Origin of the sequence: uncultured Stenotrophomonas sp. (assembly GCF_963519125.1) — a bacterium.
GTDB lineage: Bacteria > Pseudomonadota > Gammaproteobacteria > Xanthomonadales > Xanthomonadaceae > Stenotrophomonas.
The window spans coordinates 62,304-85,222 of record NZ_CAUQLJ010000008.1 but is presented as its reverse complement, the minus strand read 5'-3'; the positions used below and the strand labels follow the sequence as shown (position 1 = coordinate 85,222).

At 66.7% G+C, this 22,919-nt stretch carries 22 protein-coding genes; 5 read left to right on the top strand and 17 right to left on the bottom strand.

Annotated features, from left to right (window positions below; translation table 11 throughout):
- The first annotated feature begins 158 nt into the window (after nt 1–158).
- The 3 genes from RYM47_RS08720 (at nt 159) to RYM47_RS08710 (ending at nt 3,967) form a co-directional block, all read left to right on the top strand.
- Nucleotides 159–1,775, top strand: coding sequence for a FecR domain-containing protein (locus RYM47_RS08720; protein ID WP_315387379.1), 1,617 nt, complete (start codon nt 159–161; stop codon nt 1,773–1,775).
- Nucleotides 1,772–3,400 carry a CHASE2 domain-containing protein gene (locus RYM47_RS08715; RefSeq protein ID WP_315387252.1) on the top strand — a complete coding sequence of 543 codons (1,629 nt, stop codon included), beginning with the start codon at nt 1,772–1,774 and terminating at the stop codon, nt 3,398–3,400. Before RYM47_RS08720 ends, RYM47_RS08715 begins: the two co-directional genes overlap by 4 nt.
- A gap of 114 nt (nt 3,401–3,514) precedes the next feature.
- Nucleotides 3,515–3,967: a DUF4442 domain-containing protein gene (locus tag RYM47_RS08710; protein ID WP_315387250.1), complete on the top strand. Its 453-nt coding sequence runs from the start codon at nt 3,515–3,517 to the stop codon at nt 3,965–3,967.
- A gap of 63 nt (nt 3,968–4,030) precedes the next feature.
- Here the strand turns inward: RYM47_RS08710 and RYM47_RS08705 are convergent, their stop codons facing one another.
- Nucleotides 4,031–5,305, bottom strand: a complete 1,275-nt coding sequence (locus RYM47_RS08705) for a hypothetical protein (RefSeq protein ID WP_315387248.1) — start codon at nt 5,303–5,305, stop codon at nt 4,031–4,033.
- A gap of 78 nt (nt 5,306–5,383) precedes the next feature.
- Here RYM47_RS08705 and RYM47_RS08700 point away from each other — a divergent pair, with 78 nt between their 5' ends.
- Nucleotides 5,384–6,061 (top strand): DUF502 domain-containing protein, encoded by a 678-nt coding sequence (locus tag RYM47_RS08700; protein WP_315387246.1) that lies wholly within the window; start codon nt 5,384–5,386, stop codon nt 6,059–6,061.
- 177 nt (nt 6,062–6,238) lie between these two features.
- Nucleotides 6,239–8,155, top strand: coding sequence for a DUF885 family protein (locus RYM47_RS08695; RefSeq protein WP_315387244.1), 1,917 nt, complete (start codon nt 6,239–6,241; stop codon nt 8,153–8,155).
- An 88-nt stretch (nt 8,156–8,243) separates the two neighbouring features.
- On the opposite strand, the gene RYM47_RS08690 is transcribed toward RYM47_RS08695, so the two are convergent.
- From RYM47_RS08690 to sctT, 16 genes are all read right to left on the bottom strand, one after another.
- Nucleotides 8,244–8,540 (bottom strand): hypothetical protein, encoded by a 297-nt coding sequence (locus RYM47_RS08690; protein WP_315387242.1) that lies wholly within the window; start codon nt 8,538–8,540, stop codon nt 8,244–8,246.
- The gene (locus RYM47_RS08685) at nt 8,540–9,226 is read right to left on the bottom strand and encodes a hypothetical protein (protein ID WP_315387240.1); all 687 of its coding nucleotides are present in this window, start codon (nt 9,224–9,226) and stop codon (nt 8,540–8,542) included. Before RYM47_RS08685 ends, RYM47_RS08690 begins: the two co-directional genes overlap by 1 nt.
- Nucleotides 9,210–9,749, bottom strand: coding sequence for a hypothetical protein (locus RYM47_RS08680; RefSeq protein ID WP_315387239.1), 540 nt, complete (start codon nt 9,747–9,749; stop codon nt 9,210–9,212). The genes RYM47_RS08685 and RYM47_RS08680 overlap by 17 nt, the downstream gene beginning before the upstream one ends.
- Nucleotides 9,750–9,753: 4 nt before the next feature.
- Nucleotides 9,754–10,587, bottom strand: a complete 834-nt coding sequence (gene sctJ / locus RYM47_RS08675) for a type III secretion inner membrane ring lipoprotein SctJ (protein WP_315387237.1) — start codon at nt 10,585–10,587, stop codon at nt 9,754–9,756.
- Nucleotides 10,584–10,871, bottom strand: coding sequence for a type III secretion system inner rod subunit SctI (gene sctI, locus RYM47_RS08670; protein WP_315387235.1), 288 nt, complete (start codon nt 10,869–10,871; stop codon nt 10,584–10,586). Before sctI ends, sctJ begins: the two co-directional genes overlap by 4 nt.
- A gap of 70 nt (nt 10,872–10,941) precedes the next feature.
- Entirely contained in the window at nt 10,942–11,256 is a 315-nt protein-coding gene (locus tag RYM47_RS08665) for an EscF/YscF/HrpA family type III secretion system needle major subunit (RefSeq protein ID WP_315387233.1), read from the bottom strand.
- Between the two features lie 28 nt (nt 11,257–11,284).
- Nucleotides 11,285–12,445 carry a PrgH/EprH family type III secretion apparatus protein gene (locus tag RYM47_RS08660; RefSeq protein WP_315387231.1) on the bottom strand — a complete coding sequence of 387 codons (1,161 nt, stop codon included), beginning with the start codon at nt 12,443–12,445 and terminating at the stop codon, nt 11,285–11,287.
- Nucleotides 12,446–12,595: 150 nt separating this feature from the next.
- Nucleotides 12,596–13,216 carry a lytic transglycosylase domain-containing protein gene (locus RYM47_RS08655; protein ID WP_315387229.1) on the bottom strand — a complete coding sequence of 207 codons (621 nt, stop codon included), beginning with the start codon at nt 13,214–13,216 and terminating at the stop codon, nt 12,596–12,598.
- Nucleotides 13,213–13,461: a phosphopantetheine-binding protein gene (locus RYM47_RS08650; protein WP_315387227.1), complete on the bottom strand. Its 249-nt coding sequence runs from the start codon at nt 13,459–13,461 to the stop codon at nt 13,213–13,215. Before RYM47_RS08650 ends, RYM47_RS08655 begins: the two co-directional genes overlap by 4 nt.
- Before the next feature lie 239 nt (nt 13,462–13,700).
- Nucleotides 13,701–16,133, bottom strand: a complete 2,433-nt coding sequence (locus tag RYM47_RS08645) for a hypothetical protein (protein ID WP_315387225.1) — start codon at nt 16,131–16,133, stop codon at nt 13,701–13,703.
- A 28-nt stretch (nt 16,134–16,161) separates the two neighbouring features.
- Entirely contained in the window at nt 16,162–17,232 is a 1,071-nt protein-coding gene (locus RYM47_RS08640; protein WP_315387223.1) for an IpaD/SipD/SspD family type III secretion system needle tip protein, read from the bottom strand.
- Nucleotides 17,233–17,243: 11 nt separating this feature from the next.
- Complete coding sequence (locus RYM47_RS08635; RefSeq protein WP_315387221.1) at nt 17,244–18,548, bottom strand: hypothetical protein; 1,305 nt, start codon at nt 18,546–18,548, stop codon at nt 17,244–17,246.
- Nucleotides 18,549–18,589: 41 nt separating this feature from the next.
- The gene (sctE, locus tag RYM47_RS08630; RefSeq protein ID WP_315387219.1) at nt 18,590–20,404 is read right to left on the bottom strand and encodes a type III secretion system translocon subunit SctE; all 1,815 of its coding nucleotides are present in this window, start codon (nt 20,402–20,404) and stop codon (nt 18,590–18,592) included.
- Nucleotides 20,401–20,934, bottom strand: coding sequence for a SycD/LcrH family type III secretion system chaperone (locus RYM47_RS08625; RefSeq protein WP_315387218.1), 534 nt, complete (start codon nt 20,932–20,934; stop codon nt 20,401–20,403). The genes sctE and RYM47_RS08625 overlap by 4 nt, the downstream gene beginning before the upstream one ends.
- Before the next feature lie 84 nt (nt 20,935–21,018).
- The gene (locus RYM47_RS08620; RefSeq protein ID WP_315387217.1) at nt 21,019–22,131 is read right to left on the bottom strand and encodes an EscU/YscU/HrcU family type III secretion system export apparatus switch protein; all 1,113 of its coding nucleotides are present in this window, start codon (nt 22,129–22,131) and stop codon (nt 21,019–21,021) included.
- Complete coding sequence (sctT, locus tag RYM47_RS08615) at nt 22,128–22,919, bottom strand: type III secretion system export apparatus subunit SctT (RefSeq protein WP_315387216.1); 792 nt, start codon at nt 22,917–22,919, stop codon at nt 22,128–22,130. Before sctT ends, RYM47_RS08620 begins: the two co-directional genes overlap by 4 nt.

Sequence of the window (22,919 nt, the reverse complement as noted above, 5' to 3'; positions counted from 1 at the left end):
GCCCGCGCAATAATGTGATCGCGGTCAAGTTTTAACCGCGATCCATTCGGGGGGATGCGGTCTGGGCCATGGGGGCCGCACGGCTGAGCCCCGCTGCAAGGGCCCAGATCACCGTGAGTTCGACCCGTTTCGTGCGCCTGCGCACCTGCTTCACCCGCCTGCCGATCCTGCTGGCACTGCTGCTCTCCGCCTTCCCGCTGGTGGCCCAGGACTGGAGCTACCGGGTCCGCCCCGGCGACACCCTGTGGGACCTCGGGGGGCGCTATCTCAAGCCCGACGTGCCGTGGCAGCGGCTTCAGGCGCACAACCGGATTGCCGACCCGTACCGGCTGCCGCCCGGCACCTCCCTGCATTTCCCGATCGCCTGGCTGCAGGTGCAACCGGCCCCGGCGCGGGTGCTGGCGGTGCGCGGACAGGTACAGGCGCGCCAGGGTCCGAACGGGGCGCTGCGCGCCGTGGTGGAAGGGGAGCTGCTCGGCATCGGGACGCAGCTGCTGACCAGCGCCGACGCCAGTGTCACCCTCGGATTCGCCGACGATTCGCGCCTGCAGCTGCGCGAGCGCTCCCAGCTCCGCCTGGACCAGCTCAGCCGCTACGGGCACACCGGCATGGTCGACACCCGCCTGCGGCTGGAACAGGGTCGCAGCAGCCATCAGGTCACCCCTGCCAAGGGCCCGGCTTCCCGCTACATCATCGACGCGCCAACGGCGACCAGCAGCGTGCGCGGCACCCGCTTCCGGGTCAGCGCCGGTGGCGACGGCCGCGTGGCGGCCACGGAAGTGCTGGAAGGCCGCGTGCAGGTCGGCAACGCGCGCGGCCAGCGCCAGGTTGGACGCGGCCAGGTCACGCGCAACCGGGCGCTGGAAACCCGCCCGGACGCACCCGAAGCGCTGCTGCCCGCCCCTGCCCTGGCCCTGGAAATGCTGCATCTGGACACCCTGCCCGCCCAGGTTGCGTGGAAACCAGTAGCGCAGGCCACCCAGTACCGGTTAGAAGTGGTGCGCGCCGACCAACCGGAGATTCTGTTGTTCGCCAGGGACACCGCCGACGCCCATCTCACCGTGCCCGACCTGCCGCCCGGCCTGTTGCGGCTGCTGGTGCGCGCGGTGAGCGCTGACGGCGTGGAGGGCCTGGACGCGCAGGCCGACTTCCGGGTGCACGACCAGCCGTCCGCGCCCCTGACCGTGCGTCCGGTCAATACCGAGACGGTTACCAGCCCGCGCCCGCGTTTCCAGTGGAGCCGGGTGGAGGGCGCGACCAGCAGCGTGCTGCAGGTCGCGACCGAACCGCAGTTCCTGCAGCCACTGTTGGAACAGGAAGGGCGTGGCACGCAGCTGCGCGCAAACGCCGACCTCGCGCCTGGCGCCTACTTCTGGCGGGTCGCCTCGCGCGATGGCAACGGCCAGCGCGGCCGCTTCAGCCAACCGGTGGCGCTGCAGGTCAGTGACGCCCCGGTCGACCCCGCCCTGCAGCCGCCTCAAGCCGCCAAAGGCCAGCTCACCCTGCGCTGGCAGGCCGGCGCGCCCGGCCAGCGCTACCGCGTGCAGCTGGATCGCCGCGGCGATTTCGCTGCGCCGCTGCTGGATGCCCAGCTCGATCAACCGGAGGTCAGCCTGAAGCGCCCGTGGCACGGCACCCTGCACGTGCGCGTGCAGTACATCGACGACGACGGCTATGCCGGTCCGTTCTCGCCGGCCCAGCAGGTCACGCTGCCCTGCCGCACCTGCTACGGCGCCGCGGGTGGCGGCGCCCTGTTGCTGCTCCTGCTGCTGTGAGGCCGCTCACGCTCCCCTGGCCCCGGCGCATCGTGCTTGCGGTGCTGGTGGGAGCGTTGGCCGCGCTGGCCAGCTACGCGCAGTGGTTCTGGAAACAGGACGAGGCGATCTTCGATACGTACGCAGGGTCGTGGGAGTACCCGCCCGATCCGCGCCTGCTGGTGGTGGCGATCGACGACGCCAGCCTGCAGCAGCTGGGGCGGTGGCCGTGGCCGCGCTCCACCCATGCGCGCCTGCTCGACCGCCTGACCGCCGCCGGCAGCCAGCGCGTGGCGCTGGACCTGGTGCTGTCCGAACCGGACCGCCAGGACAGCGCGCAGGACGCCGAACTGGCGGCCGCGATCCGCCGCAACGGAAACGTGGTGCTGCCGGTGCTGGCGGCGCCCTCGAGCGGTCCGGGCATGGCCGAGGAACTGCTGCCGATTCCGCTGATCGCCGCCAACGCGAGCACGCTCGGCCACAGCGATATCGAAGTAGAGGCCGATGGCGTTGCGCGCGGCCTGTACCTCACGGCAGGGATCGGTTCACCACACTGGCCAGCGTTCGGCCTGGCGCTGGCCAACCTGCGCGGGCCGCTGCCGGGCCTGCGCGTCCCGGACGTCAACACGGCATCGCCGTATCAATGGCACCGCAACCACTATGTGCGGGTGCGCTTCGCTGGTCCGCCCGAGCGTTTCCCCCAGGTGTCCTACGCCGACGTGCTCAACGGCGAAATCGACCCGGCGCTGCTGCGCGACCGCCTGGTGCTGGTCGGCATGACCGCCAGCGGCATCGCCCCGCGCCTGCTCACCCCGACCACGCGCGAACACTGGATGAGCGGCACCGAGTACCAGGCCAATGTGGCCTCGATGCTGCTCAGCGGCAAGGTCATCAACGTGCTGGCCCCGCCGTGGCAGGCCGTGCTGAGCGCGCTGCTGGTGACGCTGTGTGCGCTGGGCCTGACCCTGCCGCGCGCGCTGCTGTGCGCGGTGCTGGCGTTGCCGCTCACCCTGTTGGGCAGCTTCGCGCTGCTGCGGATTGGCAACCTGTGGTTCGCACCGGCGGCCGCGCTGGCCTGCATGCTGGCGGTGATCTGCGCCTGGGTGTTGTGGCGGATCAGCGTCTGGCGCCGCCAGGCCAACAGCGATGCACTGACCGGCCTGGGCAACCGCCTGCGCTTCGAACAGACCCTGCAGCAGGAACACGACGCCGGCCGCCGCAGCGGCCGCCCGCTGACCCTGGTGTTGATCGACGTCGACCATTTCAAGCAGCACAACGACCGCCACGGCCATCACGCCGGCGACGCGGTGCTGCGCCGGATCGCCAGCGAAATCCGCGCGCACGCGCGCCGCCCACGCGACATGGCCGCACGTTTCGGCGGCGACGAATTCGCCCTGATCCTGCCGGACACCGCCTCCGAAGGCGCGGTGCAGGTCATCCAGGACCTGATTGCCGCCGTACGCGCCATGTCGCTGTCGCTCGGCGACGGCCACGACGCACAGATCACCCTGAGCGTCGGCCTGTTCACCCGCGTGCCCAGCGCCACCACCGAGCCGCGCCACTATTTCGAAGGCGCCGACGCCGCCCTCTACCGCGCCAAGGCCGCCGGCCGCGACGGCTACGCGGCAGAAGAACCCGGGTTGTAAGGGCCTGACCCTCGAATATCCGCAACCGGTAGAGCCACCCCCTGCGTGGCTGAAGAGCCACCATACGCCGACGAATGGTAAACTGCCCGCACCTCTTCCTGTCCAACCAACCCCATGAAAGCCAGCCTGTTCCGCCATGGCATCAACCTATGGCCGCCGTTCCTGTTTGCCGGCATCCACGTGACCGAGGTCAGTGCCGATTACCGGTATGTGCGGGTAGAGCTGCGGATGCGGCCCTGGAACCGGAACTACGTGGGCACCCATTTCGGCGGCAGCCTGTTTGCGATGACCGATCCGTTCTGGATGCTGACGGTGATGCAGAACCTGGGCAGCGATTACTACGTGTGGGATCGGGCCGGTGAGATTGAGTTCCTGAAGCCGGGTCGCGGCACAGTGACTGCCGAGTTCCGGCTGGACGATGCGATCCTGGACGAGCTGCGCGCCGCGACGGCCAGTGGAGAAAAGTACCTGCACTGGTTCAGCACTGATGTCGTGGATGAAAAGGGAGAGGTAGTGGCCCGGGTGCGCAAGCAGGTGTACCTGCGGCTGAAGCCGAAGGCCCGGTAGGGACACGCCATGCGTGTCCCACGTAGCGTCCAGGCACCACGTGGGGACACGCCTGGCATGCCGTTACCAGCCTCTGGGTAACGGAGCGCTGATCTCCGGTCCGCTGCCGTCGCGGGGTTTGCCCAGCCGGGGTATGCGCACTCGTGTGCCGTCTTCGCTGATGCGAAGCGGGCGTTGCGCGCTGGCGAAACCTTCGGGCACGGCCTTCAGCACCTCGGACGCATCGCCTTGCGGCTGCCCACGCAGCCACAACATCGCACCCGCCATGCGCAGCTGCGCGCCAACATCCTGCATGCGCTGCGGGTACTCGTCGTATGCCGGTCCGGCAATATCGCCCAATACGCATCCAACCGCATTGGCCGCGCAGTGCCATGTCCACACCGGAGGCGGCGGTGGCAAGGTCACCCGGCGATCGTCGCGGATCTGCGCCTGCACGTCGTCGGCGCAACTGCGCGAAAGCAACCACGCGCTGCGCGCCAGCGTCTTGCGCTGATTCAGGAAAAGCTGCTGCCCGGGCGGCACCGTTGTCATCGCAGCCTGCTGGAATGCAAATTCACCGCGCATCGCATGGCACAGATTCAACTCCGCCAGCTGCGGCGGTGCAAACGCCTGCGTGCACCCGGTGGGCACTTCTACCTCGGCCGGCAGTTCAGCCAGGATGTCGGTGAACAACTCCGCACCGCGCGAGGCCCAGGCACCACCGACCATGGCGACCAGCAAGGTATCGCCTTCGGCCATCAGCATGCGCGCGCTCGACACGTCCTGGCACAGTCCTTCCAAGGCCGCCCCGCTCTCACCCTGCACATGGAGCAGCGCCTGCGCCGAGATACGGTCGAACAACTGCGCCATCTCCGGGAACGGCATGCGCGGATCCGGCTCGAACGCACTTCGGTAATAGCGGTAGCGGGATATCTCTGCAATCCGCGCGTGCAATCCTTCGTGTCCCCGATGCGAAGCCGCCACCGCATCCGGTGCTGCGCGCACCTGCGCCAGGCACGGATCAGCGTTTCGACACCAAGGCGCCCGTTCCACGCGTGCAAACCGGCCATCGGCGTGGGAGGTCAGCGACGCCGGCCCTTCCGGATCTGCATGGAAACGCTGCACATCGCCGGCCAGCAACGCATCACGCGCTGACGCATCGATGCCGTCGTAAGGCAGCAGCCATACGGCCGCGAATGCGTTGCCGTTCGCCGGTCGAGGGGTCGCCGGCGTTTCCATGGCTTGCAGCGCCTCGCGCTCGGCCGCCGGAATCGGCAATGCCCACGAAATGCCCAGCACCAGCAGCAGCACGACCCCCAACCCCAGCAGCAGCGCCCCGATCCATTTCAGCACGGTCAACACAGCATTCCCCCATCAAGCCGCATCCTGCGGCGCCCGGCAGGGTAAACCGGGCCGTCGCCCCGTTACAATGCGACGATGTCGACCGAAGCCCCCCACCTCGTTCCGCGCCCTTCCCTGCAGCGCCTGTTCCTGACCGGCCTGCTCACCCTGCTGCCGATCTGGCTGACCTGGGTGGTCATCAAGTTCGTGTTCGTGCTGCTGTCGGGCATCAGCAGCCCGCTGGTGGTGCCGCTGTCGGCGCAGATCGCCGCCTCGTTCCCGCATTACCTGGGCTGGGTCAAGGTCGAGTGGATGCAGAACGTGATCGGCCTGCTCGCCACCCTGCTGGTCATCCTGAGCGTGGGCGTACTGAGCCGGCGCGTGATCGGGCAGCGCCTGCTGCGCTGGTTCGGCGCGGTGATCAAGCGCATTCCGCTGGCCAGCATCATCTATGAAAGCGCCAAGAAGCTGCTGGACATGCTGCAGACCGAGCCGGGCACTACCCAGCGCGTGGTGCTGATCGATTTCCCGCACCGCGACATGAAGGCCGTGGGGCTGGTGACCCGGGTGATCCGTGAACAGGGCACCGGGCGTGAGTTGGCGGCGGTGTACGTGCCGACCACACCGAATCCGACCTCGGGGTATCTGGAAATCGTGCCGGTGGAGCTGCTGACCCCGACCGACTGGACTGTGGACCAGGCGATGAGCTTCATCATTTCCGGTGGCGCCGTTGCGCCGGAGAGCGTGCCGTTTACGCGGGCTGGGGAACGCTGAATAGGTAATGGTTTCGGTTGGTTTTCCGTGGGACACGCATGGCGTGTCGCTACGCGGGCCATCTTCGTCCGTTTGTTCCGGCCGTACGCAGGGTGTACGGGCCGTCCGGCAGCGCTGGTCTGGGGCGGGCTGATCAGGCAAGCTCCTGGGTCTGTATAGGATTTACGGAAGCGTTCCATGCCTTACCCCGCCCGTGCCTTGGCGCTTGCCATCGCCTCGCTGCTGGTCTTCAGCGCCGCCGCGCCTGCCGAGGCCGCCAAGAAGAAGGCCAGTCGCCCGGCTGCCGCGCAGACCCGGCAGGCCAAGCCCAAGGCCAAACCGCGCGCCCGACCCGCCGCCGCCCCGACGCGCCAGCCGCTGGTGCGCCAGCAGAGCAAGGCCGCCCAGCTCGAACGCATCTACGATGAGTACTGGGACGCCTCGATGCGGCTGAACCCGCTGCAGGCTACCTTCCAGGGCGACAGCCGCCACAACGACCAGCTGCCCAACATTCTTTCGGCGGCCTACCGCCAGCAGTCGCATGATTTCACCCAGGAATGGCTGGGCAAGGTCGAGAAGATCGGCCCGGACGGCCTGACCGGCCAGGACCTGCTGAGCTACCAGATCTTCGTGCGCGACGCGCGCATGTCACTGGCGGCCGAAAAGTACCCGGCGTGGATGCTGCCGGTGAGCCAGTACTACAACCTGGGCAGCATCATGGCGATCCTGGGCTCCGGCTCCGGCGCGCAGCCGTTCAACACGGTGCAGGACTACGACACCTGGTCCAAGCGCGCGGTGGGTATTCCGCCGCTGTTTGACCAGGCGATTGCCAACATGCGCGAAGGCATGCGCGCCGGCGTGGTGCAGCCGCGCGACCTGATGGAGAAGGTGCTGCCGCAGCTGGATGCCGTGCTGAAGCCGACTGCCGAAGAGAGCATCTTCTGGGCGCCGATCCGCAACATGCCGGACGACTTCTCCGAGGCCGACAAGGCCCGCATCACCGCCGAGTACAAGCGGATGATCGAGTTCCGCCTGATGCCGGCCTACCGGGCCCTGCGCGGTTTCATTGCCACCGAGTACCTGCCGGCCACCCGCAGCACCGACGGCCTGTCGGCCCTGCCCAATGGGCAGGCTTGGTACGCCCAGAACATCGTGCAGAGCACCGCGAGCACGCTTACTCCGCAGCAGATCCATGCACTGGCCGAGCAGCGCGTATCCGGCCTGCAGGAGCAGATCGCGGCGGTGATGAAAGAGAACCGCATCCGCGGCTCGCAGGCCAAGCTGATGCGCAGCATGCGCACCGACAAGAACTTCCAGTACGCCACGCCCGATGCACTTGTCATGCGCTACAGGCAGCTGCAGCAACAGGTGGGCGCTCGCCTGCCGACCTTGCTGAACACCCTGCCCAAGGCGCCGCTGCAGATTCAGCCAGTGGAAGCAGACCGTGCGGCCAGCGCCGCTGCAGTGAGCTATCAGCCGTCATTGCCCGACGGCATGCGTCCGGCCGTTCTGTTCGTCAACACCAACGCCCTGCCCAGCCGCCGCACCTGGTCGGCGCCGGCGCAGTACCTGCATGAAGGCATTCCCGGCCATCACGTGCAGCTTGGCCTGCAGCAGGAACTGGACAAGCTGCCGCGCTTCCGCCGCCTCGGTGGCGACGTCGCGTTCGTGGAAGGCTGGGGTCTGTATGCCGAGTCACTGGGCGACGAACTGGGCGTGTACCAGGATCCGTACGCACGGATCGGTTACCTGCAGGGCGCGCTGACCCGCAGTGCGCGCATGGTCGCCGACACCGGCGTGCATGCGCAGGGCTGGAGCAAGAAGCAGGCGGTGGACTACCTGGTCAAGACCGCCGACCTGCCGGTGGACGACGCCACCGCCGAGGTCGAGCGCTTCATGGCCCTGCCCGGCCAGACCCTGGCCAACGGCCTGGGCGAACTGAAGATGATGGAGCTGCGCGACAAGGCCAAGGCCGCACAGGGCGCAGCCTTCGACCCACGCCGGTTCCACGCCGAAGTGCTGCGCGATGGTTCGATGCCGCTGGACATCCTGCAGGCCAAGATCGAGCGCTGGATCGCCGCGCCGAACGCGGGCGCCACAGCGCCCACACCCTGAAACGATTGCGGGCCGCATCACGCGGCCCGCTTTGTATCTGACGTAGTGCCGGCCGTTGGCCGGCAACTCCTCAGCCCGTAACCGACCGTCAGAACTCGTCAGGCTTCGGCATCATTTCATCGTCGCCAAAAATCATCTTCTGGGTGAACTCGGTCACCCACCACTGCACGGCCATCTGCCGGGTCAACTCCGCGATGTCCGGCGGAATCGGCTTGGTTTCAGGCGTGGGCTCCTCCGGCGTCGGCTCGATTTCCTGCCCGGACTCCTCCGGCTTGGTCGACGACGCGGCGAGCGCAGCCTGCAGGTGCCGCATCAGGCTCTCCTGCTGGGCCTGCGGGCGGTCCGGGTTGAAGGGCATCGCGACGCCCAGCGGTTCAATAAACATCACTCCACTCCATGCACGGGTTGGGGAAACGGCAATCGCTTGAGCCGGGCATCGATGCCGGCGACATAGTCATTGGCGCGCTGACGCGCAGCCGCGTCCAGTGCGTCGGCATCCACGCTGGCTTCCACGGCGGTGGTGATCGCACCTGCCGGGTCCAGTTCGAACAACAACGGGCCTGCCTTCAGCATCGGCAATGCCGAGCGCGCGGAGAGCAGCTGCAGTGCCGGTGCGTCCGGCTTCCGCGCAAGCTGCTCGCGCACAGCGTCGCCCAGCGTCGGCATCTGCTCGGGCACGTACAGCACCAGCCCCGTGTCGGCGTTGCCCAGCAGCTGTTCGCAGCGCCGCACCACCAGGCTGGCGTCCACGCCTTCAGCCGCCAGGCTCGCCGCGATCACCTCGCGGACCTGGCCAAGCACCGCGTCGCGCACCGCCTGCACATTTCCCAGCGCCGCCGCCAGCAGCGGCACCGCCTCGCCGATGGCGTCGGCATAGCCCTGGCCGAAGCCGGCCAGTCGCGCCTCGCTGGTCGCCGCCTCGACCTGCCCCGGCAACGCGCCCAACACCTCGGACGCACGACGACGCGCCGCCGTTTCCAGCTGGTCGGCGCGCGCAGCCTGGCCGAGTGCGCTGGGTGCGATCACGCCACCCTGGGCGTGCGCCAGGACGTACTCAGGAAAGCTTTTCAACATAGGTCACCGCCGTCCAGAAAAGGTCAAGGTCGGCGCGCTCGCCTGTCGGCGGGCGCGCCGGGTCTGCCGGGACCGACGCAAACGGCAGGCTCAGCCGGGCCGAGAGCCACGCCGGCAGCTGCGGCGCCAGCGCCTGCACTTCGGCACCGCCCCACAGCAGAAGCGTGTCGGCGAGGTCGCCATCGGTGTACTCCGGCACCACGCTGGCGGGTTGCGAGGCGTGGCCGGCGCGCATGAACGCCTGCAGCGTGGGCGACAGCGCCGCGCAGCCGCGTTGCGATGGCAGCCAGTCACGCAGCCGCGCGGCGGCCATCAGGCTGGCCACCTGCGGCACGCGCGACCACAGGCCGATCAGCCGCCGCGGCAGCTGCTCCGGCGGCGGCGCCAGCGACGCCGGCATCGGCAGGCGTCGCTGGCGGATCAACGCGGTGTTCAACCAGCGCTGCTGCTCAGGGTTGGCAATTGCGTACAGCGCCTGCCACGGCCGGTAGTACGCGGCCGGCGCGTAGGCGATGCGCATGGCGTCATGCACCACGCCAGCGCCTCCAGCCGGTGGGGCCTTCGCGACGCGCCGTGGCGCGCGCCCAGAGGCCGCGCACGCGGGCACCCACCGCCGGCACCAGCCGCACCACCACCCACCCGCCCAACACCAGCAGCACCGCGCCGACTGCGCAGACCAGCATGAACGCCAGCGGCAGGCTGCGTTCGCTTCCGGTGGTCACCGCCAGCGTGCGTGGGCCTTCCACTTCGGTCAGGATCACCGACACGTTGTCGTACTCGATGCCGTCGAAGGTGTTGCGCAGGAAGCGCTTCACCGACTGCAGCAGCACTTCGGCATCGATGCCGGGATCGTGCGCGATGACCGCTGCCACATGCATGCGGCGGCGCTCGACCCGGCGGCCCTCGGTGCCCAGGTTGGCGTCGTAGTTCAGGTGCACGCGGCTGGACTGCACGCCGTCGAGCAGCGCGAGCGACTCTTCCAGGCGTTGTTCCACCGCGGAAATCAGCCGCGCCCGTTCGCCCAGCGGCGTACTGACCAGCGAATCGGCCGGGAACGCGGCAGCCACCTGGCTGCGCGGGGCCGACGGCAGGTCATTGCGCTGCATCAGCTCGATCGACTCGGGCAGGTCGCGCGGTGCCACCTGTACCTGGTAACCGCCCTTGCCGACATTGAGTTTCTCGGCATTGATGTTATGCCGCAGCAGCACGGCGATGACTTCATTGGCCTGGCGTTCGTCCAGGTTTTCCAGCAACGGCTTGCGCGCGCAACCCACGAGCAGCAGCACCGCAAGCAGGGGCAGCACCACGCGCCACCGGCACAGGCGGCGCACGGCAGCCATGAAAGACGGGATGTTCATGACTTGAGCAGCGTCTCCACGGTCTTGTTGGCGTGGTTGGCCAGGCCGGCCGCCACGATCATGCGCTTGGTGTAGTCGGCCAGGTTCAGCTGCAGCTCGATCAGTGCGGCGGGGCTGGTGGCGGTGTCGGCGTTGTTGCTGGCTGCCTGGATCCTGCCCAGGTCCTGCCCGGCATTGACATAGCTGTTGGCCAGGGCATGGCTCATGCGGTCCGACAGTGTCATGGTGCCGCCTGCGGCGTCGCCACCCACGTTGAGTTCGGTCGCGATCGGGGTTACTTGCATGGGGGGTTCTCCTGCGGGGGTTCCGCCTGCGGTTGGGTACCGGCAGCAGCGCTGCCAGTACCGTCGTTCGTCAACCCAGGTTGCGGGCGTTCTGCTTCTGCATGTCCGACAGGCTCTTGGCCGAGTTCGACTGCAGGGTGCGGTAGGTGGTGTACCCGGACAGTGCGGTCTGGTAGTTGGCCAAGTGGGCCGGGTTGGTGGGATCGCCACCGACACCGTTCTCGTCACCTGCCAGCGCCTTGAAAGCCTTGTCCAACTCTTCCTTCAACTTCTCGACGCCTTTGTCGAAACGGTCGCTGTGGTCGCCCAGCCAGCCCCAAGACTCGGCGGGGTCGACGACATCGCCATCGAACTTTGCGCCTGGATTCTTTACTGCTTCAGTCATTACGCTAACTCCAACATGTGATTACGGGTCAACGGCTACCTGCCGTGGAAAACTCCCAGCGACCCTCGCCCACCGAGAGCAGTTGATCCTGGGAATACTGGTAGGAACGCCCCTTCAACAGGTCGTCCCACAAACGGATGCTGATGCGCACGCGGCGCTCGCCCCACTGCTGCACGAAGTCGTCGCGGTAGCGCGACATGGCGTGAAGTGACGCGTCATCAAGAAACACATCGTTGGAGATGCTGGCGCGGCCGGCTTGGCCGCCGGCACGGGTGCTGATGCCGCGCGCACGCAGCTCGGCGCGGGCCATCGACACCAGTTCGCCATCGCCTACCGAACGCACGTCGATCTCGGCCGCGTATGGCATCTGCGGCGCGAGCAGCGCCTGCACCTGGCGGCGGCGTTCGTCGTCGTTCATGCCGAGCGCGGTGATCACCACTTCCGGGCGGTGCGGGCTGCGCAGGCGCACCACCGCGTAGTCCACGCGGGCGCTGTCGAGCACGCTGCCGACGCGCGCTGCTTCCACATGACGGTCGCGGTACTGGTCCTGAAGGCGGCCGGCGCGCTGGCTTGCGCGCTGGCCCCAGGCCACGGCTTCGGCGTTGTCAGCGAAGGCATACAGGCGTCCGGTGGCATCGTGCACCACGGTGTAGTTGTACGGCGACTTGGCCAGTACCGCCTCCAGCGTCCGCACCTGCGTGGCGGGGCGCTGGGTGTCGTACATCCACCAGCCACCGGCACCGAGCACCACCGCCACCAGTGCGGCTGCGGCCCAGCGACGCACACCATTCGCGCGCGTCGGTCGGTTCACCGGCGGAAGCGTCAAGCCTTCGTCCACCACCACTGGCAGCCGGTGGTCCAGGACCGTGGCCGACCAGGCCTGATCTTCGGCGCGCACCGCCATCGCCAGCCCGGCCACATGCACGACGGCGTTGAGCGGCAGTTCCTGCGGCGACCAGAACTCGGCGCCTTCCGCCCGGACTTCGAGCCTCACTTCATCCTCCGTGAGGTGGATCCGGAACGAAGCCGGCGCCAGGTCGCCGGGGATGTAGAACACGTTGTCGGCGTTGGCCAGGGTGGTGCCCAGCTGTCCCTGGTGCAGGGTGCGGGCCGGGCCGACATGGAAGATGGTGTCGCCCGGAGAGAGCGTGAATTCCACGCCATCGAGCTGGCCGGAAAGCAGTTTCAACTTGTGCGCGGGAAGCATGGGAATCCGGAAAAAGCGTGAGCGAGAAGGCCGCTGCGCAAGGCATTGCGGCGACGACGCGCAGACTGACAGCTCCCCCGGAGCCCCTCCATGAAATATCTTTCAATGTCCGACTACTACGTTTTCTTGTAGTCAGTGCACGCCGCGATACAGCGCTGTGACTTTCTCGACGTAGCGTCGGGTTTCACTGAACGGCGGCACACGGTTGCCGTGGCGCTGCACGGCGCCTTCGCCGGCGTTGTAGGCAGCCAGCATCAGGGTCAGGTCGCCGTTGAAGCGGCCGTGCAGCCAGACCAGGTAAGCGGTGCCGGCGCGCAGGTTCTGCAGCGGGTCGAACAGATCCATGGCGCCAAAGCGCTTGCCGGTGCTTGGGATGACCTGCATCAGGCCGAGCGCGCCCGCGTGGGAACGTGCCTGATGGTTGTAGGCGGATTCGACCCGGACGATGGCATGCAGCAGGCGCGCATCGACGCCGTGTTCGGCGGCGACCTGTTCGATCAGCGGATTCCAGCGCTTCGCTGCAGTGGGCATGGCGCCGGGCACCACCGGCCCGGGCATCGCGGCCCGTTTCGCTGGCGTGGGTGCTGCCGGAACGTAGGGACGGTGGGGGTCAAATGCGATCGCCCCCGCGAGGGGGGCATCGGATACCTGGAGCTGGCCATGGCGGTCGAGGCTTGCGAACACCGGGCTGGCGGCAACGGGTGCGGTGCTGGCGGCCAGTGCCGCCACCAGCCCCGCCTTCCAGCGGATCATGCCAGCGCGCCCGGGCCGTAAATGGCCTGATGCAGATCCGCCAGGGTGACGACGTCATGCAAGGCCCCTGCATCCGGAAGGGCGCTGCCTGCCTCCTCGATCTGGATCAGCAACGCGTGCATTTCAAGCGAGTCGATCTCCAGGTCTTCCACCAGCCGCTGCTGCGAACCGATCTCCTCCAGCGGCCGCCCCAGATGGGCGGCCGTCAGACGACGAAGGTCCTGCAGGCTCAGGGCGGTGTTCACAGCGCGGGCCGCAGTTGACGAGAACCCAGCTGCTTGAGCTCTGCAATCACGTCACCCATCTGCATCTTCGCGGTGCGCGGCTGTTCGTTCGCCGGTGTCCGGTCAGCCACGCGGTCGATCGGCTGAGGCGCCCAGTCCGCTTCGATCGGAACGCGCGGTGATTCATTACCGGAATCGCTACTATCCCACGCAGCGCTGTCGGCGTCCGAGAAGTACTCGATCTTGTCGTTGAAACGGACCTACGGCGTTGCCGCGCCGCTCGGAGACCTCGAATCCGAAAGGATTTTTTCGCGAAGTGAATCCGCGCGACTGCCCGACGAGCTGATGCTCGCCAGGGAATCGGACCGGTTACGGGCAACGGTCGTCGGAGCGGAGGCTGGCGGCCAAGGGACCGAGCGCGCCAGCACCGTCAACGGCGAGAGCGCTGCTGCGGGCTTCCGGACGAAGTCGGATGCTTCGGTCCGAACGCTCTCCCGGACCGGCACGGACGCCGGAGAGTGGCGAGGTGCTGCCGGAGGTACCGGCTGCAGCAGAGGATTCATCTTTCGACTCCTGTGGCCTTCGAAAGCGCGCTCGAGTTCGGACACCGGCCCCCGGATCACCAGGGTTGCCGGCGGAACGGATCCACGCCCATTCTTCTCCATCACGTGCGTGGGGTTGACCTTGCCGATCCCGAGCTGATCGACAAACCGGGCAAACTCACCCTTCGGGGACGCCGGCAACGGTTTCGCGACCTTCCCGGTGCTCACCGGGATGAACGGCACGCCGGAAAGGAGAGCGCGTGCATCCCGATAACCGACCAGGTCACTGGGCAGCAACGTGCGGTTGGCGCCGGGTCCAGACGTTCCGCCATCGGCGTCAACCTGTTTCAGATTGCGGGGCCCGACCGGCTGGTGCACGTCGCGCGGCAAGGGGCGCTGTTCGATCCCGAACGTCTGCAGATAGCGCTCGAACTCACCCACCAGTGCGTCCTCCTGCGCAGGCGCGCCGGAGGCCGCCGAGCCGTCATGCCGGGAAGTCATCAACGAGTCGGTCCTGCGCTCGCCACGCGGGTCTGCGTCGCCGAGCCTGGCCTGGCGATTACGCGGAAGCGCCTCCAACGTTCCAGACGCATCGTTCTTCGGCAGCGCCGACTGCGTCCCCGTCTTCACATCCAGTGTCCTGCCGTCCGTCTGATCCTCCGATCCCGGCGGGGCACGACGCACGCCGCCATCGCCATTTCTGCCACCGCGCTCCAACAGTTGATCAGAGCGCTCATCCTGGCGGATGTCCTTGTCCCTGCCGTCGGCATCAAGCTGTCCGCCACGCTGCACCAGATCAAGCTGGCGCGGCTCGCCGTCGCTCAGCATGTGTTGTGAGTGCGTCAGGTCGCTTCCCACGCCAGCGCGGGATTCCGCGTCGATGTTGAGAACTCGAGGCTCGGACTCAAGGGTCATCGAACGCACGCTCGACGAGATTGTCCGCTCATGCTCCACGCTATCGGTGTTCGAGCCTGACACCACGCGACGCGCATCGCTCTCAGCAACCCACGCCTGAAGTCGATCCAGCTGCCTCTGCAGTCGGTCCGCCCGGGCCTCGCTCCGCGCCAGCTGCTCCTGCGTCGCGCGCAAAAGCCCCTTGCTCTCGGCGAGTGCGTAGCCACGGTCGAACGCACTGTCCACCAGGTTCCGGATCTCGGTCAAGGTGAATGCGGGAGGCTGCTGCGACTGCCCGGTCTTGACCGTCACCGGAGCGTGGTTGATGGCAATGGGTGCTCCGTTGCCGTTCAGGTCGCGCGCCAAGCGCAGCGGGTCAACGGGTGCGTCATCCTGCGCAGGCGCATCGGTCGGCTCACCTGCCTTTCCCTGCGCGCCCTGAACCACATACTCCGGCAGTTTCAGCAGGTGCAGAATGGCGTTGATGTACGACTCGGAGCCACCGTTTTCGATGTGGATGCGCAGGGTCCTGGCGAGCCCGTCCATCATGTTCTTGTGCAGAATCTGCCCGTTATCGGACACACTTCCGGGCTTGTCGAACACATCCACCAGATGCGGCAAGCGCTCGGCGATGCTGTCTTTCATCGGCGCCGGAAGGATCGCCTCGGCGATATTGCACAACAGCGACTCGCCCCCCATCTTCGTGGCGCATTCGGTGACCAGCTTCTTCGCAGCGATGATGGCATTGGACAGCTTAAGAGACTTGCTGTCGCCATGATACGTACCGTCTGCAATGCCCTTGCACTGGCCGGCCTTGACTGCCAGCTCGATGATCGAGGCTTCCACCTTGGGAAGCATTGCCTTCGGCACCGGGTCATCGGGAGCCACACTCGCCCGCTTCTGCAGGGCTTCGTGCAAGGTGCCCAGGATGGTCCAGTGCACCTGCAACGTATTGCCAAACCGTTCGGCGCTGCTGGGGTGGAGGATCTCAAGCGACTTCTTCATCGCATCGGCCTTATCACCGGCCATCTTCCCGTGTGCGTTTGCGATGACGTCATACGCGCTGCTGATTGCACGCTCACAGGCACTGCGTTCGTGGGTGCCGCCCACATATGGCATCTGGCATCGGGCGGAAACCGGTGATTCCCGATTCGAGACGGCTCTCAGGTCGACCCGCCTGAGAATCTCGTCCAAGGCTTTTCGACCGATGATCGGCGGGCGCGCAACACTGCCTACGGCTGCGGTTTGGTTGGTCATGCAATCAACTCCAGAACAAAAACGTAGGTCAGATGCCGTGAACGAAACTCATGTCGGCTTCGGTTATCTTGTCGATCGTGGAGCTAAGGATCTTCACGATGTTGTCGTACTTCTGCGTCATCTCGCTGAGCTTCTCCCCCAGCACTTTGCTCACGTGCTTGATCTGCTCCATGTTGCTGTCTTTGGAGGAGAGCCAAGCGTTGTATTGGGCGGCATCCCAGTACGCAGTGAGCGGCATGCTCAGAATCAGATCACTCAGCGGATCTGTATCCATCAACACACCCCAGCTCCCGTCGGCGAACACCATGACCTTCATTCCCGGAAGGCCGAGCGACTCTTTGAAAGCCTCAGCCGCCTCCTCAGATGGGAATTGCGCAAGCGCGCCCTCTTGCAGCTTGTATTTCTCCATCAGCTTTCTGAGCTCGCCGACTACGTAGCCGAATTCGATCTTGACATTCCCCTTGTCCCCCTCTGGCGCAACTGTGATCTTCTCCATGATGTCCGCAAACTCCTTGTAGAATTCAAGGTAGTTGCTTAGTGCATGCTGGTACTTGCTCAACCACTCCGTCTGCAGCACACCCAGCAGCGCGCTGATCTGCGCATAGAAGTCGGCATGCGAGTCCCAGATCAGTCCGCCTGCATCCACCTCCGGGCTTTTCATGGGCGACGTGAAGCCGGGCGTCGTGACACCCTCCTCGTCTTCCAGGTCGATCTGCGGCAGCAGGAACAGCGCCGCGCGGTGCAACTCGCCCTGGGTGCGCTCGGACTGCACCAGCGCGCCCTGCAGCGCGGTGGAGAGGTTGGCTTCCTTCTGCTTCTTGCGATTGAACTCCTCCATCGCCACTGCGTCGGTGAGCACGTCCAGCGGCGGCGGGTTGACGGTTCCAAGCCCGGTGGTCGCCAGCTCGCGGCTCAACAGGATCTGGTTGGCGGCGGCGGTGCGTGCACCGCGCGCCAGGTGGCCGAGCTGCAGCAGGCGGGAGCGGGTTTCCGGGTCGAGCGCCGGCGCTTCGAATGCGCCCGCCTTGATTTCAGGCTGGGGCATCTGCAGCGCCCGGGACGATGTGGACGTCGGGTTCAGGGTAATGGCATCTGTCATCGTGGTGTCCCTTAGAAGCGCGAGATCTGGTGGCCGCTGGTATTGGCCTGCAGCTGAAGCGCTTCATCGAGCAGCTGCGAGACGGAAGCGAGCAGATCCCGGTTGCTGGCGACCTGCTGCTGCTGGTGCTCGCTGACGCTGCCGTAGTTCTCGCTGGCATTGGTGGCCATCTGGCGCTGCTTGCTCTCACCGGCCGCCTCGATTTCGGTACCGCTCGGCACGATGTTGCCCAGCGACTGCGCCAGCATGTTCAATGCAGCGGCGCGGGCGGCCGGGTTCTGTGCCCTGGCCATCACTTCCGCATTACTCGAGTGATGATCGGGCACCATCGCCTTGTCGGCAGTGTCCTTGGTGTTGGCGTTCATCGGGCGCGCGTTGACGTCCGCATCTGCCTGCAGATCTGCGGTGCGCCGATCGCTGCCGGTCAAGGCTGCGTTGGGGCTGCCATCGATATCACGCGCGGGGCGCAGCTCCTGGTTGGGCGTGGTGTTGCCCTTCAGGCCTCCGCGCCCACTTTCCACTGCAACATTGGTCTTGTTGGCGGCAAGGTTGTTGTTGGTCGTTGAAGCCGTCTGCATCGAGGTGGACTTGAATGCCTGGTGCATCGCTGCGCCGCCCACCGAGGCGGTGACGACGCTGGCACCGATGGTGCCGCCCAGCCGCGTCTTGGCTTCTTCGATGCCCAGGTCGCCGGCACGCTCGGTCTGGTCACGCTTCATGATCAGCGAGTCGGCGCTGTTCTCGCGCTCGTTGGCTGCCAACTGCAGCAGCACCTGGCGCAGCAGCTCCAGCAGGATGGCGAACTTGCTGGAGGCCAACCACGCCCCGGCATTGGCTTGGCGTTTGCCAGCGTCCGGTGCCTGGCCCACGGTGTCGCTGTTGGCCTTGCCCGGTTCCTGGGTGTCGCTCACCGCACGCACGGCCAGCATCGCAGCGGCGGCTTCCACGGCGCGCAGGGCGGCGCCCTCTTCGGCGGTGATCGGGTCATGGGTGCCCAGCAGGGCGGCCAGTACCACCGGCAACCGGTTGGCAACGCTGGCCAGCTGCGTTCCGGCCTCCTGCAGGGTGCGCTTGGGGGTGGGCAGCTCCAGGATCGGTTCGCCCTGCGGCATCGGCTCGCCCGGGTTGCGGCGGTCGCCGTCGGTTTCGCCCCTTGCGACGGCATCGGACAACAGGCGCTCGGTGGCCGCATCCATCGGCGCCGAGATCGGAGCGGTGATGGGCGTATTGACAGTATCGCTGTCGCGCGTGAGCTTCAGGCCGGCTTCCGGCGGTGCGATGCGCTGTGCAGCGTGCTGAATGCTGAGAGTGGTCATGCGAATGCTCCAGTGGTACTTGGCTCGTTGAATCAGGGGTGTCAGGCGGCGGCGCGGCCGACGCGGGCGGTGATGAAGTGACTGGTCTCGTCCTCCGAGGCCTGCACGTCGGTCATCTGCCGGAACAGGTCGGCCACCAGGTTGTTGGTCTGCATGAAGTACTCGAGGATCTTCTGCAGCAGCTCGCGGAAGATGGCGGTGTCGACCAGGCCGACTTCCATTTCCTTCTGCAGCTTGGCGGCATCGATGTACATGTCCGCGATCACGATCGCGCCGATGCCCTGGCTGGTCTGGTTGGCGAACTGCATCGCGTGCGACGCCTTCATGGCCTGGCCCGAACGTACCGCCAGCGTTTCCGTGCTGCTTCCGGTGACCTTGCTGACGGTCTTGGTGATGGCCTTGGCGATGTCGTCGCCGGCCTGCCCGACCGAGCGGGCGATGGCCTTGAGCATCTGCGGCAGCGCCTTGCTGATGGCCTCGGACACCGCGCGGGTAACCGCCTTGGCCAGCTGCTGCACGGCCACGTTGCCGGCCACGCGCTTGGTGAGCACCACTGCCGCAATGATCAGGGCAGCCACGACAATCACGCCAAGCACGTCCTTGATCTTGTCGACGAACGCGGACGAGACGCCCAACGCGGTCAGCACGTCACCCATCACGTTGCCCACTGCCTTCACCAGTTCCATCACCAGTTTCATGATGGGTTCCATGATCTTGCCCATGATGTCCAGGCCAAGTTCTTCGCCAATGGCCAACGCCAGGCCGACCCCGGCCAGAACCATGCTGGCGCCGCCAGTGAACGGCGCTGCCACCACGGCCACTACGGTGACCACCCAGCCGATGATCTTGCCGATGCAGCCCATCTTCTTCTGTGCGGCTTCGGCCTTGGCCAGTTCGTCCTGGTACTCCTGGGAGCGGCGGAGGTTTTCAGCTTCGCGCAGTTTCAGGATTTCCTGGACCAGCTTGGTGTCGGCAGCGAGCTTCGCATCATTTGCTTTGCCAATGATTTCCTGCAGGATGGCCAGCAGCTCGCCCAGTTTGGCCGCGTTTGTGAAGGCCTTGTCGTCACCCCGCGCACTGACGCTGCCATTCGGATCCAGCTTGTCTGCCTGGCTTTTGAAGTCTTCAAGATCGCCCAAGGCCTTTTCGAGCGCCTTGGAAGCCTGCACCAGCGTGACGATGCCAGCGTCCACCCTCCCCTGCGCATCCGCGGCCTTGCCCTTGGCCGCCTCCAACTGGGCGCGGATGGCGTCCATGTCTTCCGGCAGGGCTTCGGCCAGCGCCTTTTCCAGGCGCTTCACTTCCGCTTCGGCTTCTTTCAGCGCTTCGGCAGCGGCCAGCAGCTCACCTTCGGCGGCGCCCATGTCGACCATCGCGGAATCCACCACCTCCTGGGCCAGGCGGATGGCCTCGGCCAGCTCCTGCGCGCTCGCGGCGCGCTGGGCCAGGCGCTGCTTCACCAGCTCCAGCTGCGAGGACAGGCTGCGGGTATTTTCGGTGGTGACCAGCTCGCTGAGCTGCATGGCCAGCAGGGTCATGGCCGCTTCCGGGGTCATCCGCGGCGGGGTGGCGCCGGTGGCCTGGAGTTGAGCCTGCATGGCGGCGCGCACCAGGCGCTGCATGTCGGCCCTGCGCAGTGCCGGCGCATTCGGGTTGGGTGCTTCCGCCTCGGCGGCGATACTGGTGCTGTCACCTGCGGCCTTGGCCAACAGCTCCAGCACCTTGCGGTCGATGGCTTCAACCTGCTGCAGCGGGGCAGCGCCAAATCCGGCGGCGATGGAGGGCGCGTCGTCGCGGGCGGCGGTCTTGCCGGTGAAGGCCAGCGGCGTATGGCTGGCGGAAGCGGTGATGATCATGCGGAATCGGTGTCCTCTGTGGAATCGGGAGGGGCGGTGCCGGTACCGGCCAGCGCCTGCAGGTAGACCTTGGCCCGCGCCAGCAGGTCCGGATCGGTGGAACGCAGCTGCACGGTTTCGAAGCAGCCCCTGGCCAGGGTCAACTTGCCCATGGCCAGGTGGCACTGGCCGACATGCAGCATCGGCCGTTCGTCGCCCTTGAGCAGTGCGTAGGCCAGCGCATACATGTCGATGGCCTTGGCGTAGTCCTTCTTCATCTGCAGCACCGCGGCCAGGCCGAGCGCGTAGTCGCCGTTGTAGAAGTCGTACAGGTACAGGAAGCGGAAGAACGTTTCGGCTTCGTCCAGGCGACCGTCGGTATAGAAACGGTGCGCGTAGGCGTAGACGCTTTCCAGCAGGTCATCGCTGACCCCTTTCAGATCCTTGATCGCGGCACCGCTCTGGGCGCCTTCGAACAACAACTGGGCCAGCTCATCGAGCTGGGCCTGTTGGGTCTGGGAATCGGTGGGGGCGTCGTGGGCTTGGGTCATGGTGGGTTACCGGGTGTGGGCCGACGGCGCTGCAGGACATGCACAGTCTGGCGGGGATGCGGAGGGGGGACTTTCGGGTTTCCCTCATTCCGCGGGTGGGCGCGGAGGGGTACCGTCAAGCGAGGGCGTCGATTCCGGCGCGGTTTCGCCGTCGTGATCGGAATCTGGTGGCGGCGGTGCGTTGTTGCGTTCGATGTCCTTCAACCACAGCAGGATCCGGGTGATCGGAGCCGTGAGGTCGGCTGGGACGAACTGGTAGCGGCGCGTCTTGAAGAACACGGCACGGGCGACCGGAATGTCGCGAACGACGGGGACGCCCCACTTTTCAGCCAGCGCGATGACCTTGCGTGCGCGGTTGCCACGCTCGCGCAGGGAGACGAACTGCAGGCCCGGGTAGTCCGGGTGGATGAAGATTCCCACCGCGATATGCGTTGGATTGGCCAGGATCAGCGAGGAGCCCGCAATGTCGGCCTGGGTCTGGGCAGACAGCTCTTCGCCGATCTGGCGGCGGCGCTGCTTGATTTCGGGATTGCCGTTGTGGTCCTTATGCTCCTGCTTGACCTCGTGCTTCTCCATGCGCATCTCGCGGATGTACAGCCGATACTCGATGAAGGCGGCGGCAAACACGATCGGCGAAAGCACGGCCAGCAACAGCGCGGTACTGCGCCAGCCCACGCTGTGCCACAGCGCACCGGCGGCCTTGTCGGGCATCTGCACCTGGGCGAACAGACTGGGCGCGAACAGGTTCCAGGCCAGCACCACGAACACCAGTCCGGCCAGCAGGTACAGGGTGGCGCTGATCACGCCCTTGACGGTCTTGAGCGAGAACAGGTTCTTGAAGCCGGAGATCGGATTGACCCTAGCCAGGTCGATGCGCACCGCTTCTGCCGCGATCACGCCCCGGCTCTGCACCAGCGAGATCAGCACCGCCGCGATGATCGCTGCAGCGCCCACCGGCACGGCGATCCACAGGAAGGCCTGGGTGGCCTGCCACGCCGCCTCGGCCGGGCTCAGGCTGAAACCGCGCACCGCCATGCCGCGATAGAAGCCGTGCAGGGCCTGGGTGGAGGTCAGGGTGGCCAGGGCGACGAGTCCAGCCACCAGCACCGCCAGTCCGGCCAGGTCGCGGCTGACGTAGCTCTTGCCCTTCTTCGATTCCTTGAGCAGGCGGTGCGGTGTCGGCTTCTCGGTCTTCACTTCGGCAGCTCCAGCAGCAGCTGCAGCGCGTCGGTGCTGTCGCGGATCAGCGGCACCTGGGTGGTGATGGTGGGCATCAGGTAGAACAGCAGCGCGATGAAGGCGATGAAGGACTTGATCGCCAGCGACAGCGAGAACGGGTTCATCTGCTGGGAGAACCGCGAGAGCGTGCCGAGCAGGACTTCGACCAGGAACAGCAGCAGCAGCACCGGCAGCGCCATGCGCACCGCGCCGGCCAGCAGGGTGGCGGCGAACGACTGCAGGCGCGCCAGGTCCAGGCTGAAGCCGCTGCCCATGGGTATCAGCTGGTAGCTGTCCTGCAGGACTTCGAGCAGGACGATCATGCCGTCGGTGGCCAGGAACACCACCACGCTCATCAACTGCAGCAGGTTGGACAGTTCGGTGGCTTCCATGCCGCTGACGGGGTCGAGCATGGCGCCGATGCCGGCGCCGCGCTGGTTGTCGACGATCGCGCCCATGCCGTGGAAGATGTGGAACGGCAGCGCCACCACCAGGCCGATCGCTGTACCGATCAGCACTTCGCGCAGGACCCCGCCGGCCATGGACAGGATGTCCGGCGGGATGATAGCGCCGGCGGTGGACGGCCACAGGCCGATCACCACCATCACCGCGATCACCGAACGGGTCATCTTGGCCGGCATCACGCCCGGCGACAGGTACGGGATCCAGACCAGGCAGGCGCCGATCCGGGCCATGCCCAGCAGCGCCGGCAGGCCGTGGTCACGGGCCAGTGCGACCAGTTCGGTATCCAGCGCGGATAGCTGCAT

What these genes read in the sequence shown, in the direction of transcription:
- sctI (WP_315387235.1), bottom strand. Translation starts at nt 10,871, where the DNA reads ATGCAAGTAACCCCGATCGCGACCGAACTCAACGTGGGTGGCGACGCC.
- RYM47_RS08655 (WP_315387229.1), bottom strand. Translation starts at nt 13,216, where the DNA reads ATGATCCGCTGGAAGGCGGGGCTGGTGGCGGCACTGGCCGCCAGCACC.
- RYM47_RS08710 (WP_315387250.1), top strand. Translation starts at nt 3,515, where the DNA reads ATGAAAGCCAGCCTGTTCCGCCATGGCATCAACCTATGGCCGCCGTTC.
- RYM47_RS08680 (WP_315387239.1), bottom strand. Translation starts at nt 9,749, where the DNA reads ATGCGCATCGCCTACGCGCCGGCCGCGTACTACCGGCCGTGGCAGGCG.
- RYM47_RS08665 (WP_315387233.1), bottom strand. Translation starts at nt 11,256, where the DNA reads ATGACTGAAGCAGTAAAGAATCCAGGCGCAAAGTTCGATGGCGATGTC.
- RYM47_RS08645 (WP_315387225.1), bottom strand. Translation starts at nt 16,133, where the DNA reads ATGACCAACCAAACCGCAGCCGTAGGCAGTGTTGCGCGCCCGCCGATC.
- sctE (WP_315387219.1), bottom strand. Translation starts at nt 20,404, where the DNA reads ATGATCATCACCGCTTCCGCCAGCCATACGCCGCTGGCCTTCACCGGC.
- RYM47_RS08625 (WP_315387218.1), bottom strand. Translation starts at nt 20,934, where the DNA reads ATGACCCAAGCCCACGACGCCCCCACCGATTCCCAGACCCAACAGGCC.
- sctT (WP_315387216.1), bottom strand. Translation starts at nt 22,919, where the DNA reads ATGCAGCTATCCGCGCTGGATACCGAACTGGTCGCACTGGCCCGTGAC.
- sctJ (WP_315387237.1), bottom strand. Translation starts at nt 10,587, where the DNA reads ATGAACATCCCGTCTTTCATGGCTGCCGTGCGCCGCCTGTGCCGGTGG.
- RYM47_RS08695 (WP_315387244.1), top strand. Translation starts at nt 6,239, where the DNA reads ATGCCTTACCCCGCCCGTGCCTTGGCGCTTGCCATCGCCTCGCTGCTG.
- RYM47_RS08640 (WP_315387223.1), bottom strand. Translation starts at nt 17,232, where the DNA reads ATGACAGATGCCATTACCCTGAACCCGACGTCCACATCGTCCCGGGCG.
- RYM47_RS08700 (WP_315387246.1), top strand. Translation starts at nt 5,384, where the DNA reads ATGTCGACCGAAGCCCCCCACCTCGTTCCGCGCCCTTCCCTGCAGCGC.
- RYM47_RS08690 (WP_315387242.1), bottom strand. Translation starts at nt 8,540, where the DNA reads ATGTTTATTGAACCGCTGGGCGTCGCGATGCCCTTCAACCCGGACCGC.
- RYM47_RS08635 (WP_315387221.1), bottom strand. Translation starts at nt 18,548, where the DNA reads ATGACCACTCTCAGCATTCAGCACGCTGCACAGCGCATCGCACCGCCG.